At 37.6% G+C, this 17898-nt stretch carries 16 protein-coding genes and 1 pseudogene; 13 read left to right on the top strand and 4 right to left on the bottom strand.

Annotated features, from left to right (window positions below; all coding sequences use genetic code 11):
• The first annotated feature begins 114 nt into the window (after window positions 1–114).
• On the top strand, window positions 115–615 hold the full coding sequence (locus CP368_RS00910; protein ID WP_233185780.1) for a hypothetical protein: 501 nt from the start codon (window positions 115–117) through the stop codon (window positions 613–615).
• 36 nt (window positions 616–651) lie between these two features.
• On the opposite strand, the gene CP368_RS00905 is transcribed toward CP368_RS00910, so the two are convergent.
• On the bottom strand, window positions 652–1761 hold the full coding sequence (locus CP368_RS00905) for an acyltransferase family protein (RefSeq protein ID WP_098045645.1): 1110 nt from the start codon (window positions 1759–1761) through the stop codon (window positions 652–654).
• Window positions 1762–1857: 96 nt separating this feature from the next.
• A complete protein-coding gene (locus tag CP368_RS00900) occupies window positions 1858–2733 on the bottom strand; it encodes a LysR family transcriptional regulator (RefSeq protein ID WP_098045644.1) in 876 nt (291 codons plus the stop codon).
• Between the two features lie 103 nt (window positions 2734–2836).
• Here CP368_RS00900 and CP368_RS00895 point away from each other — a divergent pair, with 103 nt between their 5' ends.
• From CP368_RS00895 to CP368_RS00860, 8 genes are all read left to right on the top strand, one after another.
• Complete coding sequence (locus tag CP368_RS00895; protein ID WP_369822565.1) at window positions 2837–3757, top strand: acyltransferase domain-containing protein; 921 nt, start codon at window positions 2837–2839, stop codon at window positions 3755–3757.
• Complete coding sequence (gene mdcA, locus CP368_RS00890) at window positions 3754–5397, top strand: malonate decarboxylase subunit alpha (protein ID WP_098045642.1); 1644 nt, start codon at window positions 3754–3756, stop codon at window positions 5395–5397. The genes CP368_RS00895 and mdcA overlap by 4 nt, the downstream gene beginning before the upstream one ends.
• Before the next feature lie 17 nt (window positions 5398–5414).
• On the top strand, window positions 5415–5714 hold the full coding sequence (locus tag CP368_RS00885; RefSeq protein ID WP_025005536.1) for a malonate decarboxylase subunit delta: 300 nt from the start codon (window positions 5415–5417) through the stop codon (window positions 5712–5714).
• Window positions 5704–7371 carry a biotin-independent malonate decarboxylase subunit beta gene (gene mdcD, locus CP368_RS00880; RefSeq protein WP_089143105.1) on the top strand — a complete coding sequence of 556 codons (1668 nt, stop codon included), beginning with the start codon at window positions 5704–5706 and terminating at the stop codon, window positions 7369–7371. The genes CP368_RS00885 and mdcD overlap by 11 nt, the downstream gene beginning before the upstream one ends.
• Window positions 7359–8021, top strand: a complete 663-nt coding sequence (locus CP368_RS00875; RefSeq protein WP_098043833.1) for a malonate decarboxylase holo-ACP synthase — start codon at window positions 7359–7361, stop codon at window positions 8019–8021. Before mdcD ends, CP368_RS00875 begins: the two co-directional genes overlap by 13 nt.
• A gap of 1 nt (window position 8022) precedes the next feature.
• Window positions 8023–8820, top strand: coding sequence for an alpha/beta fold hydrolase (locus CP368_RS00870; RefSeq protein WP_098043834.1), 798 nt, complete (start codon window positions 8023–8025; stop codon window positions 8818–8820).
• Window positions 8821–8830: 10 nt separating this feature from the next.
• Entirely contained in the window at window positions 8831–9649 is an 819-nt protein-coding gene (locus tag CP368_RS00865; protein ID WP_098045641.1) for a triphosphoribosyl-dephospho-CoA synthase, read from the top strand.
• 89 nt (window positions 9650–9738) lie between these two features.
• A complete protein-coding gene (locus CP368_RS00860; protein ID WP_098045640.1) occupies window positions 9739–10068 on the top strand; it encodes a hypothetical protein in 330 nt (109 codons plus the stop codon).
• Between the two features lie 73 nt (window positions 10069–10141).
• Here the strand turns inward: CP368_RS00860 and CP368_RS00855 are convergent, their stop codons facing one another.
• The gene (locus CP368_RS00855) at window positions 10142–11569 is read right to left on the bottom strand and encodes a 6-phospho-beta-glucosidase (protein ID WP_098045639.1); all 1428 of its coding nucleotides are present in this window, start codon (window positions 11567–11569) and stop codon (window positions 10142–10144) included.
• A 261-nt stretch (window positions 11570–11830) separates the two neighbouring features.
• On the opposite strand from CP368_RS00855, the gene CP368_RS00850 reads away from it, so the two are divergent.
• Window positions 11831–13171: a PTS sugar transporter subunit IIC gene (locus CP368_RS00850; RefSeq protein WP_098043837.1), complete on the top strand. Its 1341-nt coding sequence runs from the start codon at window positions 11831–11833 to the stop codon at window positions 13169–13171.
• 51 nt (window positions 13172–13222) lie between these two features.
• Here CP368_RS00850 and CP368_RS00845 read toward each other — a convergent pair whose 3' ends face one another.
• Entirely contained in the window at window positions 13223–13975 is a 753-nt protein-coding gene (locus CP368_RS00845; protein WP_025005542.1) for an MIP/aquaporin family protein, read from the bottom strand.
• A 266-nt stretch (window positions 13976–14241) separates the two neighbouring features.
• On the opposite strand from CP368_RS00845, the gene CP368_RS10695 reads away from it, so the two are divergent.
• From CP368_RS10695 to CP368_RS00830, 3 genes and pseudogenes are all read left to right on the top strand, one after another.
• Complete coding sequence (locus tag CP368_RS10695; protein WP_233185779.1) at window positions 14242–14730, top strand: MgtC/SapB family protein; 489 nt, start codon at window positions 14242–14244, stop codon at window positions 14728–14730.
• A 197-nt stretch (window positions 14731–14927) separates the two neighbouring features.
• Window positions 14928–15983, top strand: coding sequence for an alpha-hydroxy-acid oxidizing protein (locus CP368_RS00835; protein ID WP_098043838.1), 1056 nt, complete (start codon window positions 14928–14930; stop codon window positions 15981–15983).
• Between the two features lie 278 nt (window positions 15984–16261).
• Window positions 16262–17860, top strand: a pseudogene (locus CP368_RS00830) (multicopper oxidase family protein).
• The last annotated feature ends 38 nt before the right edge of the window (window positions 17861–17898 follow it).

Genomic DNA, 17898 nt, shown 5'->3' with positions numbered 1-17898 from the left:
AACCCTTCTTTTTTTGTTATCTAATTTCTATTTACACAAGAATTTATACTGAACCAAAATGTTTCTGAACTGCAAAATAATGATGTCTTAACTTTTCTTCTGAGAAGTGGGCGCGTGCCATTAGGTCCGCTTGATCTTTTTGACATTAAATATCGCTATCAAAAAGCCTTTGAGAGAGGAAACAAAGAAATCGATAATAATACTCTAATGAAAATAACCAAACTGACTAAGGGATATGCTTATGCATTTCAAGATCTGGGATATTATGTCTGGCAAAATTCTGATAATAAGGTTACGGAAGAAAGTGTGGAGAAATCTATCCCATTATTTAAAAATGATCTTTTTCGTAATGCTTATACTAAGATACTATCTGAATTGTCGCCAACAGATAGGAAATTCTTATTTATTATGGCTAATTGCCCTAAGAATATTGTGGAAATAAGTTATATTCGTGAACAAATGAAAAAGAGTTCCAATTATATTTCTCAATATCGCCAAAGATTGATGGACAGTCAAGTAATCGTAGATACAGGATATGGTAAGGTCACATTTTCATTACCATTCATGAAAGATTTTTTGCTGGAAGCTGCAGAATTATATGGAATTGAAGAATAAAGCAAAAGAGGTTACTCCGCGTGAGTAACTTCTTTTTTATCTTAAAATTAAACTTTTTGCTTTCATCCACCAGACATGCAAGCAATATGCGGAAGTGAAAGACAGGATCCACGTTAAAATCCAGGTGCCAAACAAAGTCAAGATTGGATGATAGATTGCGTGATATTGCATGTTAAGTCCGCGCCAGACTAGTTGATTCCAAAAGACATTGGATAAGTATGCTCGATAAGCATAAGTAGCTAAAAAGTGAAAGACGTTTAAACTAGCCCGTGAATTTTTTCTAACTTGGTGCAAACAAAATGCAGAGATTAGTGCAATAACTGCTAAACAGTACAAGGTCATTGATGGCTTGTAGTATGGTGCATTGTTAAAGTTGATGGGATGACCAAATTTTTGTAATTCGATGTTAGTCCAAATGAAGCAACCGATGAACAAAATTGAGATCAGCCACCATAACTTAGTGACTAGCTGGTTGTAATAACCTCGCAGTTGCCAAGCTAACATCCCGTACACACCATAGATAAAGAATGAAATGAACACGCGATCAAGCAGATACCAATCATGTTCATGCACGCCGTGGAAAACGTAGTAGTCATATAACCACAGCCAGGCGAAGTATAGCACAAAAGTAATGATTGCAACCCAAATTCCGCGTGTTAAGTTATGACCAACAAAACGGCTTAGTGCCCAAAAAAGTGGCATTAGGATAATGAATTGCAACATCATCGTGTTGTACCAAAGGTGTGGTGCCGCATTACCATTAATAAATTGCCAGTAAAATGAACCGATGCTATTAAAATGATTGACTTGTTGCACCCATGGCATCCCAAAAAGGTAAATCAATGTCCACCAAATAGTTGGTACAAACAGATTAGACCAGTTAGCTCGCATATGTTTGGCATATGAGAAACTGCCTTTTTCATCATTAGTCCGAATGGTAGTGTACAAAATACCAAAGATAAAGGCCGGTGCCGTATATTTCACTAAATTATAAAAAACGCCAAAAACGTCCTGCACATGAGTGGGCTGCCCGGTACCCATGATCATCGACATAATTGGCTGCGATATCACAGCCGTACAGGCGAAAACTTTCAAATAATCACCAATATCAGCTGCACTAGAGCTGTTAAACTGATATTTTTTCATAAAAATCTCTCTTTTCTTTTGAATTGTGAGATCCAAAAGAAGTTCAAGTTTAATTTAACGGTATTTTTTAAAAAAAGCAACGGTTTAAATTCATAATTATTTTGTTGCAGCATCTATTTCTTGCAAGAAAACATTGGCAATTTCATTGCTAAACAACCGCTGGGTATCAGTTAAATTATGATGAGGCGAATTTAAATAAATCGTGCGTTGAGGAGCTTCTGGATAAATATGAGCCTTAGTGATATTTTGAGTTTCAAAGTCCTGCCAACTAATAGCTGGGATAAAACCGATCCCAATTCCGCTTGCAATTAACTGCCGCACCGTCGCTGGTTCATCAGATTGATATTGATAATTTAGTTTGATTTTGTGAGCCATTAAAAATTGATCGATAGTTTGTTGCAGCTCGGTTTCTTTATCAAGACCGACAAAGATATATTTTTCTAAATCTTTTAGTTCAATGAAATCCTTGTTAGGAAGAATGCCTTTTTTGGCACCGATCAGCAATTCTTCAGTGGTGATGGGGATGCTATTAAAGTTGGGGATCTTGGTAGTAGAAATAATAAAGTCAAATTGTTCTAGATCTTTGGCAAAACTATTTTTCTGATGAATATTCAAGCTGATATTGGGTAAAACTTCCTGCATGCACAAAATTATTTTAGAAATTAAAGGCGAAGCAACAGTAAATAAGACATTCAAAGGGCTTTGATCGATATTTTTAGAACCTTGCACTGCTTTAATCCCGCGATCAAGCAAATTTAAACTGTCGGAAACATAAGAATAAAACAATTTTCCTTGTTGATTTAGCTTGATCGTTCTGCCTTCACGATCAAATAATTTCACACCGATTTCGTCCTCTAATTGTTTAATAGTTTTGCTGACGGCAGATTGACTGACATAGGCTTCCTTTGCAGCTTCGGTGATTGATCCAAGGGAAGCTACCGAAATAAAGTATTTTAATGTAGTTAGATTCATTTTACTCACTCAATTCATAACTATTTGGTTAAGTATTATTCTATTTATATATTATAAATTGTCATTCAAACGTTTTAAACTAAAAAATGTGAGATCCAAAGAGGTGATTATTTTGCGAAACTTATGGTTATTTCCGGGTCAAGGTGGTCAAAATCCGGGCATGCTTGACCAAGTCGATCCTCAACTGAAAGAGCAGGTAGAAAAATGGACCAATGTCAAGCTACTGGATACTGCTGAGGGCTATCAAGATTCAGTTCAAATTCAGCTAAGTATTTTGCTTTTGCAGATTGATCAAGTCGATCAATTGAAAAAGTTAGGCTGGCAGCCGACTTTAGTTGCAGGACATTCTTTAGGCATATTTGCGGCAGCTTATGCAGCTGGTGTCATAAATAAAGAAGATGTTTTCAAGTTAGTAGCTCTTAGAGCTAAGTTGATGCAGGAATGTTATCCAGAAGGCTACGGCATGGGTGTTGTAGTTGGCTTGAGCCGTCCAGAAGTAAAAAAGTTAGTTGCTGAAGTTCATTCAGATACCAATCCAGTTTATATTTCTAATCAAAACTCAGAAATGCAGAATACTATTTCTGGGAAACTCAGTGCGATTAAGCAAGTTCTAGCATTGGCTAAAGAAAACGGTGCATCAAAAGCAAAATTGCTGCATGTGCCTAACCCATCGCATTCGCCGCTAATGCAAAAGACAGCTGATCAGCTGAATACTTTTATTGCTCAGCTTAATTTGCATCAACCTAGTTGCATATATTTAGCTAATTACAATGGTCACGCAGTAAGGAGCTTAAAAGATATCAAATATGATTTAGGCAACAACGTAATTTACCCAGTACTTTGGGAAACGATGATGCAGGTTGCTCTTGAATATCAACCTGATGTTAGCTCCGAATTTTCACCTGGAACAGCTTTTACCAAACTACTAAAAGCAAAGACGGATCAATTACATATGGTTACGTTATCGGCAATGTCGATTGATGATGCGGACTATTTATTTAACAAATGGGAGAAAAAAGAATGACAGAAGAAAAGAATTGGCATACTCATCGAGATGCGAAAAATGCACGTTTAGCAAGCGCCAGTTCATTATTGAATGGTAAATTTGCTAAAACTGAAGATGTCGTTGAAGTGTTGAATACTTTAATTAAGTCAGGCGACAAGGTGGTGCTTGAAGGGGATAATCAAAAGCAAGCATCATTTTTATCAGAAGCTTTAACTAAAGTGGATCCTGAACGTGTTCATGATTTACACATGATTATGTCTAGTATTTCACGTCCAGAACACCTTGATATTTTTGACTTAGGTATTGCCTCAAAGATGGACTTTTCATTTGCCGGCCCACAAAGTACACGTGTATCGCAAATGATTGCTGACGGCACAATGACGGTTGGTGATATTCATACTTATCTTGAATTATTTGGTCGTTTATTTATTGATTTGATTCCGAATGTTGTCTTGGTTGCCGCGGATAAAGTTGACCGTGAAGGTAACCTTTACACTGGTTTTAACACTGAAGAAACCCCAACAATTGTGGAAGCCGCAGCCTTTCATAATGGAATCGTGATCGTGCAAGCAAACGAAGTTGTTGATAAATTACCACGTGTTGATATTCCTAGCGACTGGGTCGATGTCATTGTTCCAGCTGATAAGCCATATCAATTGGAGCCTTTGTTTACTCGTGATCCACAAGCAATCACCGAATTACAAATTTTGATGGGGATGATGGCAATTAAAGGAATCTATGCTAAGCATCATGTTCAAACCTTAAATCACGGTGTTGGCTTTAACACTTCTGCAATCGAACTTCTATTGCCAACATATGGTGAACAATTAGGACTCAAGGGCAAGATCTGCCGCAATTGGGAATTGAATCCAACTCCAACTTTAATTCCAGCAATTGAAAGTGGTTGGGTTCAATCAATCCACTCATTTGGTGGCGAAGTCGGGATGGAAAAATACATTGCCGCTCGTCCAGACATTTTCTTTGTTGGTAAAGATGGTACCATGCGTTCTAATCGTGCTTTAGGTCAGGTTGCTGGTCAATATGCACTTGATATGTTCGTTGGTTCTACTTTGCAAATTGACCAATGGGGTAACTCTTCAACTGTTACTAATGGTCGTTTGTCAGGCTTTGGTGGTGCACCTAACATGGGTTCTAACCCAACTGGTCGTCGTCACTCAACTCCAGCTTGGCAAAGCTTAAAGCCAGATGATGATCCATTGGCTAAGGGTCAAAAATTGGTTGTTCAAATGGTTGAAACCTTTGGTGCAAATAAGAAGCCAGTCTTTGTTGATCACTTGGATGCTGAAGAAGTTAGAAAAGAAGCTAAGTTGGCTAACGTGCCAATCATGATTTATTCAGAAGATACCACGCATATCGTCACTGAAGAAGGTATCGCATATCTTTACAAGACCGACAGCATGGAAGAAAGAAAAGCCGCAATTGAAGCAATTGCTGGTGTAACACCTGTTGGTTTACGTTCAAATCCAGAAGAAGTAAAGAAGCTGCGTGAAAAGGGCATTGTCGCATTGCCAGAAGACTTAGGCGTACGCCGTGAAGATGCTAAGCGTTCACTTCTTGCAGCTCAAACTATGGATGATATTGTTGAATGGTCCCATGGCCTTTACAATCCACCTGCAAAATTTAGATCTTGGTCATAATTGAGGAGGAAAGAATAATGGAAAAATTACACTTTGAATATCAAAATTCTACACCCGTAAAGAAATTTGCCCACGTTGGTGTGGTAGCCTCCGGTGACTTAGAAATCTTGGTTTACCCAGCAGATGGGGAAAAGACAACATTAGATATCACTACTGGGAGCGATGGCTTTGAAAAAGTTTGGCAAAATGTGCTCGATCGTTTCTTTGCTCGTTATCCATTAAACGGTAAGTTTATTGTTCACGATTTTGGTGCAACCCCTGGTGTTGTTAACTTGCGTTTGACTCAAGCAATGGAGGCTTTGAAAGATGAAAAATAGTTTTGTTGAATTAAATGGTCGTCAGCGTGCATTTGCATTAGTTGATGAAAACTCTGGTCGCGAATTAGTTGGTCCAGAATATGATATGATTTCGCCTCACCTTGAGCCACAGAAGATTGTGCCCGAAAGTGATGATGGGGTTATCTTAGTTAAAGGTACCTTGAATGGCAAAAATGTTGTCGTGATTTCCATTGAAGGTAAATTCCAAGGTGGTGGTATTGGTGAAGTTTCCGGTGCCAAGATCGTTGCTGCTTTAGAAGAAGCCTTAGATGACAATAAGAATGGTAAGACTATCTATCCAATCATTATTTTGGATACTGGTGGTGTACGTCTTCAAGAAGCAAATTATGGCCTTTTGTCAATTTCTGAAATTCAAAATTCAGTTATCGCGTTGAAGAAATATGTTCCTGTAATTGGTTTGGTGCCGGGTAGAGTTGGTAGTTTTGGTGGTATGTCAATCACTAGTGCTGTTTTGTCATACCTAATTACTACCAAGAAGGCTAGAGTTGCCTTGAACGGACCGGAAGTTATCGAACAAGAAGCAGGCGTACGTGAATTTGACTCTAGCGATAAGGACTTAATTTGGAATACTTTGGGTACTCGTCAAAGAGTTAAGACTGGCATTGCTGATGAATTAGTTGAAGATGATGTTGAAACTATTAAGAATGCGATTTCTGAAGCAATCGATCAAAAGAAGGATGCTCACAGAACTGATAAGGCTGATTTCTATTTAACTTTGCTTGATAAGATCGATTTTTCAAAGCCATTAACTACTGAAGAATATCGCAAGATTTTCAACGAAACAAAAGCTGAAAAGCATGAAATTCCAAGTGCTGTATCTAGCAATACACCAGGTGATAAGAGCCGCGGTCGTTTATGGTTTGAAAAATTAACTGGCATTAAAAATGCTAAGTCAGAATATCCAACAGTTTTAGCAGCTGAAGTTGATGGCAAAGAATATATTGCTATCGTGCCAGACAAGAATAATCGCTTCCCACGCGTACGTAATGGTGAAGTGGGCTTGCAAGAAGGATTTGTCATCTCTAAGATCGTTAATAAGATTGTTGAAGAAGACAAGGATAAAGAGGTTAAGCGTCCAATCATTTTGATTGTAGATGTACCAAGTCAGGCTTATGGTTACAAAGAAGAATTAATTGGAATTCACATTGGATTAGCTTCTAGTGCTGCTGCTTATGCTAAGGCTCGTCAAGCTGGCCACCCAGTAATTGACTTTATTCCTGGGGATGCTGTTTCAGGTGGTTTCTTAGCTCATGGTTTGCAATCTAACCGCATGATCGCCTTAGCTGATAAGTCAATCACTATTCAAGCGATGTCTAAGGCATCTGCTGCTAGAATTACCCAAAGAACTATTGCCGAACTTGAAGAAGCTACTAAACATGTTCCTGCAATGGCTTACGATATCTTCAATTATGAAAAATTGGGTGCTTTATACAAGCTAGTGCATGATGTTTCATCTTGGGATGCCAACGATGATGCAGTTAAGGAAGTTCATGAATTAATCGATGAAGCTATTGCAAGTACAAAGGATCAACCAACTGACTTGCGCTTCCGTTATGAGACTCCAATTGCAATTGAAAGTGGACGCAAAGCTACAATTAAGATGCGCGAAATGGTTGATGATCAATGGGAAAAATAACTAATATTTGGCCGCATGATTTATTAACGTTTACCAATGATGACGACTTAATATTAGAAGAGAATCCTTTACCTGAATGGGCAAAGGATTCTTTGTCTAAGGCTAAAATCGTAGTGGTCAGACGTGGTCAATTCAAAAATGGTTTAATTCCGGTAGGCTTGCGCGGTTACGAGCGTAATCAACGCTTGGCTGGCTATTTAAAAAAGTCTAGTATAGTTAAGCAGTATCATCCAGATTATTTTATTAAGCATGAGTCTTGGTGTGATTTGCCAATTGAAAGGCAAAAATTAATTGCTTTTCAAGCACTGGTTAAGATTGCACCACTTTTAACTGATTATCAGTGGGGAATTAGTGGTTCACTTGCTTATGAAATGGCAACTGGTGTAAAGATGGTCAAAGAAAGTCCAGAGCATACTAGTGATTTAGACTTGATTATGCCCGATTTACCTAAAATGAACGTAGCTGAAGCAAGAAAATTTTTAGCTAGATTAAATCAATTTGGCACGCATGCGGATGTACAAGTAGTTTATGGTGAGAATGGCTTTTCTTTGGAAGAATATGCATTGGAACGTGATCAGCAGATTTTAATTAAAACCGTCACTGGTCCAATTTTAAGTGAAAATCCATGGCAGGCAATTAAAGAGGGATGAAATGGATTTTGTAACTAATGATGGAATTAAAATTAATTACCAGATAAAAGGTAATGGCAAACCAATTATTTTTGTTGCTGGCTTTGGCGGTTATCAAGAAGTATGGACTATGCAGGTTGACTATTTTACTAAAATGGGATATCAGGTGATCACATACGATCATCGCAATTTTGGTCGGAGTCAAAGAACAAAAAATGATCATACTTTACAACGTCTAACTGATGATTTGATTGAATTGGTACAATGTTTAGGCATAAAACAAGCTGTGTTTGTCGGTCATTCAATGGGTGGCAGTTTACTTTTTAATTTGATTAAAACCGCACCAGATTTAGTTAAACTGGCGGTTATCGTAGACCAAACGCCTTTTATGTTGAATACTTCGGATTGGTCATATGGTTTTATGAACTATACGTTAAGTAACTATGTAAGAGAAGCTAAAATGGTTCCTGCTGTGCATGAGACTTTGCGCGGTATAGATAATCGAGTAGCGATGAAACTGAATAATGCTAGAATAGATCACCCTTTTAGTAGATCTGATAATTTTGATTTGTTGTGTGAGCATATTGCCCATGATTGGCGTGGGGTGGTCAAAGATAGCCAAGTACCTATCGATGTAATTGCGGCCGTTCAAGGTCCATATTATAATTTTCTTTTTGCAAAATGGATGACTACACAAAATGATCGCGTAAATATGGCTTTGGTTGATAATTGTGGACATGATATCATGGCAGAGGTACCAGATCGTTTTAATCAGATTTTGCGGCACTTTTTGTTAAAAAATCGATACTTGAGTAATTAGAAAGAGACAAATGGCAATAGAAGAGATCGCTCAAAATGCATTAAAAGCATTACTTTATGAAGTAGTTACTAATCCTAAGCCTGGCTTGGTTGATCCAGCTGATGTGGGTTCTCATCCCGATATGAACGTCTATATGTTCATTGATAGTAGCTTAAGTTTGGAAAAATATTTTGTTCAAGCCGCTGAGATTGGTTTTAACTTTACTGGACAAGATTTAAGACAGATGTTTGAACTGCTGCGACAAGCTGGGATTAAGGCAGAGAAGGCAATGCTTGCCGCTACGAATAATGTGAATACGCATAAAGGTGCAGTTTTTTCTTTAGGCTTGTTTGTTTGTGCAAGTAGTTATTGTCAAAAAAAAGGTAGTAATGAATTTGAAGTTATTCAAGCGATGACCCAAGGCTTGGTTAAGCATGATTTGGGAAAGAAAAGCGAGACTGCTGGAGAAAGACAATTTTTGCAATATGGCAAAGGCGGCGTTAGAGCAGAAGCAGAGGCAGGCTACCCTTTGGTGAGAAGTGTCGCATTGCCATTTCTAGCACAGACAAGTGGCGACTTGAATACGCGCTTGCTTGATACCTTGATGGAGATTGTTAGTGAGATTGAAGATTCTAATTTGATTAAAAGGGCTGGTAATGTTGAAGTAATTGATTGGTCGCACAAGCAGGCGCAAAAATATTTGGCATTGGGTGGTTATGGCACTCGAGCTGGTAAACAATTCATGCTAGAGCTAAATTGCATTTTTAAAGAGAAAAATTATAGTCTTGGCGGCAGTGCTGATTTACTGATTATTACTATTTTTATGGGACTGCAGCGTGGAATAATTTAAATTAAAGTTCATATTGCTTGGGTATTTTCAAAAAGGATACCATACTAAAAGTGAGAAAAATAATTTTTCACGAAAGGATGGGAAATGCAATGGATGATTATGTAATTGATTTTGATTCCTTGAATTACTTAAGACCAGAAACTTTGGCCATCATGAAGCTCTTGGTAAAGAAATACAATGAAAGCAAAGATGATGATGTTTTACAAGATGGAGTAGTAGTTAGCTTTGATGAATTAGCTAAGGCGGCTAAGATTCCGGTTGATAAGTTATCTGATGAAGTCTTTAAAGACTTAGATGCAGAAAGAAATCAATTTGATGAAGAAAAAAGAGGCTATGAACCGTTAGTTGCTAGCTGTTTAGCGGATGAAGAAGATCGTGATTTTAGGATTATTATCAATCATCGCCTGTTTGAGTTCTAAAAAAGTAAAGTTAATGAAAAAAGATCGATGATCAACGTTAAAAACGTTGATCATCGATCTTTTTGTTTTGCTATTAATCTAAATCTGTACCATTTGAGGCAATTACTTTTTTATACCAGTAAAAAGAATCCTTAGGGTAGCGCTTGAAGCTGCCTTTACCATAATCATCTTCATCAACGTAGATAAAGCCATAGCGTTTCTTCATTTCACCGGTACTTGCACTAACCAAATCAATGCATCCCCATGGCAAATAGCCGATTAAGTCAACACCATCATCAATGACTGCTTTTTCCATCTGCTTAATATGGTCACGGAAGTACTGAACACGGTAATCATCGTGAATTTGATGATCAGCGGTCATTTTATCGTAAGCACCAAGTCCGTTTTCTACGATAAACAATGGTTTATGCCAGCGGGTAGTCATCCAGTTCATTGCATAGCGCAAACCAACTGGATCAATTGCCCAACCCCAATCATTAGTCTTGATATATGGGTTGGAAACTAAATCTTGATATTCACGATAATCCATGTGATCAGTGTATTTGGCAGTGAAGGACATGTAGTAGGAGAATGCAATATAATCTACTGTACCATTTTTCAATATCTGCAAATCTTTTTTAGTAATATCTAAGTGATAATTCTTACGATCGAAGTAGGCTTTTAACCAATTTGGATATTCACCGTTAACATGCACATCGCCAAAGTAAAGACGTGAATCCATTGCACGCTGGGCAAAAAGAATATCTTCGGGTTTAGATGAAGCAGGGTAAATAGGGCAAAAGGCCAACATACAGCCAATTTGTAATGATGGATCAATAGCGTGTCCGATTTGAACGGCTTCAGCACTAGCTACTAATTCATAGTGTGCTGCTTGATACATCATTTTTTCTTTATCGTCACCTTTTTTGAAAAGTAGACCAGAATTTTTTAACACATTGCCAATATCTTCATAATTGGCTTGATTGTTAATTTCATTAAAGGTCATCCAATACTTAACTTTGTTGTGATATCTTTCAAAACATACATGAGCAAAGCGAGCAAAGAAATCAATTAATTTGCGGTTGGACCAGCCACCATATTCAGTTACTAAATGATAAGGCATCTCGAAGTGGGAAAGGGTGACAACGGGTTGGATACCATATTTTAACAATTCATCAAATAAATCATCATAGAATTTAAGTCCTGCTTCATTAGGCGCATCTTCATCGCCATTGGGGAAGATGCGTGTCCACGCAATTGAAGTTCTAAATGCTTTGAATCCCATCTCTGCCATCAGTTTAATATCTTCCTTGTAGTGGTGATAAAAATCGATTCCTACATGGTTAGGATAATATTTATCTTTTTCGATGGTTTTAGTGATTTCACGAGGATGATCACGATCGCCAAGAGTCATAATGTCAGAGATGGAGATTCCTTTTCCGCCTTCTTGATATGCGCCTTCAAGTTGGTGGGCAGCAACGGCGCCACCCCATAAAAAATTCTTATCTAAAGTTCTAGTCATAAAAAAACTCCTTTGATTTATTGCTTACTTGTATTATATGAAATCATTTGCAAGTAAGTAAGAGAAGATGGGAGTTTTGGTATGGTTCGAATATTTTGGAATAATAATTTATTTTTGGAACAAGGTGTTCCAGATATAAAATGCATGTCAATACAATAGAATTTTACCTAATACTGTGATAACTATTGAGTTTAAGAAAACGGTTGCATACAATACAGAAGTGTAAGGAATAAGAAGAGTTAAGAAGAGAGAGGAGTTATCATGGGGAAATTCTTCAATAAATATATATTGCCCCCAGTAATGAAGTTTGTTAATACTAAACCAATGCTCTCATTAAGAGATGGGATGGTATTATCATTGCCATTCATTATGATTGGGTCAGTATTCTTGTTATTAGCTTCATTTCCATTACCAGCTGTTGCCAACTGGATGAATGAAAATGGCTTAACTCAGTTTTGGAGTCAAGCATACAACTGTACTTTCGGTATCGGTTCTGTTTTTAGTGTTATCGGTATTGCCTACACTTGGGCAAAGAAAGATGGGATAGATCCAATTCCAGCAGGTATTACTTCATTTGTTGGTTTTTTGATTATTATGAGTCCAACCACGGCAGTTATGCAGGGAACAAAGACTGTTATTTCTGCTAAGCAAGCTCCAGTTTTATTGTCAGCTAATTATATTGACCGTACTTGGTTAGGTGGTCAAGGAACGATTGCAGCAATTATTGTAGGTTTAATTACTGGTTGGATTTACTGCTGGTTTGTTAAGAAAAAGATCACTATTAAATTACCAGAACAAGTTCCACCTGCAGTTGCAAGCTCCTTTGTTGCATTGATTCCGGCTTCCGCATTAACAGTTATGTGGCTACTTGTATACATGTTCTTTGCAAAGTTCATGGGTACTTCAATGACTCAATGGATTTATCATACAATTCAGATTCCATTACAAGGTTTGTCTGATACCTTTGGTGGTATTATGCTAGTGGCATTCTTAATTCCATTCTTCTGGATTTTTGGTGTTCATGGTTCCAACTTGGTAGGTGGTATCGTAGGCTCAATCTTCGGTGCCAATACTCTACAAAATGCTAATATCTTTAAGGAATATGGATATGTAACTGCTGCTCATGGCGGTCATATAGTTGTTTCAGGATTGATTGATCAATTCATTAATGTCACTGGTGCCGGAATTACTATTGGGTTAGTGGTATTCATGACATTCTTTGCTAAATCCAAGCAATTAAAGAGTGTAGGTAAATTGACCATTGTACCTGGTATCTTTAATATTAATGAACCTGTCCTCTTTGGTTTGCCAGTTGTTATGAACCCAATGTTAGCTGTACCATTTATGATTATGCCAGCTATTTCTGCAGGCTGTACTTATTGGTTAATTAAATTAGGTGTCTTGCCATATTTGAATGGGATGCAGGTCCCATGGACTACGCCACCAGTTATTTCTGGTTTTATTATTGGTGGTTGGAAAGTTGCCATTTGGCAAGCAATAGTATTGGTAATTAGTTTCTTTGTATATTTCCCATTTATTAAGAGATATGACAATATGTTGTATCAACAAGAACAGGCTAAAGCGACTAAAGAAGTTAAATAAAAAGATCGATGATCACCGTTTTTTAACGAAGATCATCGATCTTTTGTTTTTCTATAATCCAAATGCAATCTTGTATAACAATGCACCACAGATACCACCAGCGATTGGGGCAACTACTGGCACCCAGCCGTAGTCCCAATGAGCGGAACCCTTATGTGGTAATGGGCAAAGTGCATAAACGATACGTGGACCTAAGTCTCTTGCAGGGTTTAATGCAGGACCTGTAGGACCACCAACAGCCATAACCAATGCGGTGATTAAGAAACCAACACCGATGTTGGCAATATCTTCTGATTGCTTGAAGAACATGCCACGGTATAAACCAACAGCTACGAATAAAAGAATAGCTGTACCAACAAATTCAGTGATAAAACCATTCAGCTTACTGTTGGCGGAGTCACCAGTCGCAAAGCTGGCAAAAACAGCGTCATCGCTGGCGGTTCTCTTAATGTATGGCCAGTAGACAGCGACTAACAAAAGCTGACCTACGATTGCACCAAGCATTTGCACCAAGATATATGGCAGAACTTGATCCCAAGGAAATGCACCTGCACATGCTTGTGCAAGAGTTACGGCCGGATTCAAGTGGTTACCTGAAATTGAACCGAACAACATTGCAGGAAGCATGACACCAAAACCGAAGCCAAATGCGATAAGTAGCCACCCACCATTGGCTTGTCCATCGCGACTGTTACCTCCAGTGTCACGCAATACTGAATTGGCAACTGAACCGTTGCCTAAAACTACCAAAATAATCGTACCGAAAAATTCAGCGAAATATTTCATTAACCAAGTATGTTCCATAGTAGATACTTTTTACTCCTCCAGTAGAAAAAATATGTGAAAAATAGTACAACCAAAGATTATACTCTTAACTGAGAAAATAGATATAGTTATTTTGAAAAAATGCAAGAATTTTGCTCGAAAATAGCTTTCGTTGACTATTCTTAATTATTTTTTGAATAAAGGTGTAAGAAAGAATAATTTTTGCCCATTGGGTATGGAACCAAGTTCCCCAGATTATGATGAGTTTCAAACTTAATTTTTTAGAAATAATTTTACGTTTATCAATGGCTACAATTTTTGCGGCAATTGTTGGCTTGGATAGAGAAGAGCATAATCATCCAGCTGGCCTTAGAACGCATATCTTGGTTTGTCTAGGAGCGTGTATCTTAGCATTGATACAAGAAGCAATTTGTAATCAGGTTCTGTATTACGCTAAAAATTACCACGATTTGTCAACCGTTCTCGGAGTCGATCCAGCCCGTCTAATCGCTCAAGTGATTGGCAGCATTGGCTTTATCGGCGCAGGCACCATCGTTATTACTCACCATTTTGTAATGGGACATACTACAGCGACATCTTTGTGGGCTACTGCAAGTATCGGTTTAGCAATTGGCATGGGATATTACTGCATTGCAATTGTCGGTGGAGCGTTTGTTTTGCTGGTGGTAGTCATTTTACGTAAAATTGTTAAAGTAAATACATATAAGCAGGTTGAATTCAAATATACTGATCGTCATACACTTGATCAAGTTTTACAGCCGTACTTTAAGTAGAATAAAATACAGGTAAAACATTTTAATTTTAAAGTTGATGCTAATAAGCAAATTGATGCGCAAAATGTGTATATCTGCGTTTGCAACCTTAAGTTTCCTAAAAATATGACTTATTTTAAGATGGCGCGGGATCTGGCGATGAATAATAATATTTTTGAAATCAGTCTTGTTACGTTGTGATTTGAAAGGGGATTTTTATGAATAAAGACAATCAAAATGATGTAGTGACGGGCGCATCCCAAACTATTGATGTTAATTCTGGTTCATCTTTGATGGAGCCTGATAAAAATAAGAGTGAAGAGACAGTGCAAATCAAAAGTGAATGGCCTGGTCCTAAAGGAATGATTCCAGTAACTAGTGGCAAGGCTGATGACGCTAATGTTCATAATCGTGTCTTCTTAGATAACATTTTAGTGGAGATGCGCGTGATCGATGCGGTAGAACCAGATTTAACTACTACAATCTTAGGTAGAAAATATTCATCCCCATTAATGCCAGCCGCTGTATCTCACTTGAACAAAGTATTAAGTGATAAAACTAGAAAACCAATGCAGGAAAAGGCAATAGCTGCACGCAACATGGATTTACTGAATTGGATCGGTATGGAAACAAATGAAGAATATGGTGAGATTGTTGCTCAAGGCGGCGATACTATTCGAATCATTAAGCCATTTGCGGATCACAATAAGATCTTAGATGAAATTAAATTCGCCGAAGAAAAAGGTGCCGTTGCTGTTGGGATCGACATAGACCATATTGCAGGTAAGAATGGTAAATATGATGTAGTTGATGGTATTCCATTAGGTCCAATTACGATGGAAGATTTAAAGCATTATGCTGAAAGTACCAATTTACCATTTATTGCTAAAGGAGTGCTGTCAGTTTCGGATGCACTTAAGGCGCGTCAAGCTGGCTGCAAGGCGATTGTAGTATCTCATCACCATGGACGCGTACCATTTGGTATTCCGCCTTTATCAATCTTGCCCGAAATTAAGAAAGCGTTAGCTGGTAGCGGTATGGAGATTTATGCTGATGGGTCTTTAATGAGTGGATATGATGCATATAAGGCTTTAGCTTTGGGTGCAGATGCAGTTTTGATTGGTCGCGGAATTTTATCAGAATTATTGAAGAGTGGTACTAGGGCGACAGAAGATAAGCTGAAAAAGATGAATGAAGAATTGGCTGAAATGATGATGTATACAGGAGTGAAGGATACAAATTCATTTGATGCTAGTGTGTTGCATTATGAATAATAGCAGGTAGATGAAAAGATTGATTATTATAAATCACATTATGTGATGCGAATAATCAATCTTTTTATTTTTCATAAATTAATAAAGCTGTTTTAACGATTAAATAACTATTTTAAGAATTATTAAGTATTTGTAATAAATTTAGGTGATAAAAATTAATATAGCTAAGAAGTAGTTGAATTAAAAAATAACAGAATTCAAATGCTTTGCTTGCTTAGAAAGAGGGTGCTAAGACAAAAGTGAGTAAAAACATAAAGAGTATCGAAAGAGTGAAAGAAATGTCTGAAAAAATTTATAGAGATTATTTTGAAGATAAGGAAGACTTTGACAAAAATCACTTTGACTATAAGAATTTGAAAATTCCTGAAGGAGTAGAAGTTCAGCCGTTAACTGTTCCACCAGTATTAAAGCCTGATAAGGAAACTGCTACTGATGTTTGGTTCACACTAGAATCAATTGTAGGTGAAAGTCAAATTTTACCTGGTGAGAAGACTAAGACTTGGGGCTATAATGCACCTTTATTAGGAAAGACGATGGTAGTTGAGAAAGGCAAACGTGTTCATGTAACTTTAAAAAATAGTTTGCCAGAATTAACTACTTATCATTGGCATGGTATAGAAGTTCCAGGGCCTATTACGGATGGTGGTTGTCATGCCCCAGTTTATCCCGGTGAAGAAAAGCAGATCGAATTTACAGTTAATCAACCAGCTGCTTTAACTTGGCTGCATGCTCATCCATGTCCATCAACGGCTGCCCAAGTTTAGATGGGTCTTGCGATGGGTGTAGTAGTAACTGATGAAAACGAAGCTAAGCTGCCAATTCCAAAAAAGTATGGTATTGATGAATTTCCGGTTATTTTACAAGATCGTACTTTCCATGAACATAACCAATTGGATTATCGGGCTGAGTACAATCAAATGGGGATTTTTGGCGATACTCCGATAATTAATGGAGTCGTTCGTCCTTACGTTGATGTTACTACGCAAAAGGTCAGATTGCTTTTCTTAGGTGGCTCTAACCGACGTGAATGGCGTTTGCACTTTGATGACGATTTAGTTATGACTCAAATTGCAGGAGATGATTCTTTCTTACCACATCCAATCAAGATGACGAAGTTGTTAGTAACACCAGGTGAGAGATTACAAGTTATAGTCGATTTTGGTCAATACCATGAGGGCGACGTAGTAAGTCTTTACACTGATGACTTCAAATTGATCGAATTCCGGATTCATAAATTTGAGGATGATAATTCAGAAATTCCTGCCACTTTGTTTACACCAGAAATTCCAGAAGTTGACCCAAGTTTGCCCGTTCGTAAGGTCACCATGGATGGCTGTGATAAGATGAATGGTAAACGTTTTGCTATGCAAAGAATCGATATGAAACAAAAAGTCGGTCAAGCTGAATATTGGGACGTTACTAATACTAATTCAAAAAAAGAAGGTATGATTCATCCATTCCATATTCACGGCACGCACTTTTTAGTAGTATCTAGTAATGGAAAAAAGCCATATCCAAATGAAGTTGGTGTTTACAAAGATACAGTTCCTGTTGCACCAGGAGAAACTGTGCGCTTATTGGTTAAATTCCCACTTGAGGGAGTCTTTATGTATCACTGCCATATCATTGAACATGAAGATGCCGGTATGATGGCACAAATCGAAATCTTTGATCCAGATCATCCTAAGAATTATAAGTTAATGGATATGAAGACTTTGACTAAGGCCTTTGCCGAAGAAAGAGGAGTGAAGCCAGAAGATGTTTGGATGCCAGGCATGGATACCGAAGGATGCGATATGAAGAAGGCTGATTTTGTTAGCGGTGCTAGTGAAGAAGCAGATCATGCAGATGCATCTACTGGTGCAAGTGAGCATTAAAAATAATGTTGTTATGAGTGAAGAATAAATAGTTTATA

Origin of the sequence: Lactobacillus sp. UMNPBX17, assembly GCF_002553735.1 — a bacterium.
Lineage (GTDB): Bacteria > Bacillota > Bacilli > Lactobacillales > Lactobacillaceae > Lactobacillus > Lactobacillus gallinarum.
Note: the sequence above shows the minus strand (reverse complement) of the source record. Positions and strands in the feature narration are given on the sequence as shown.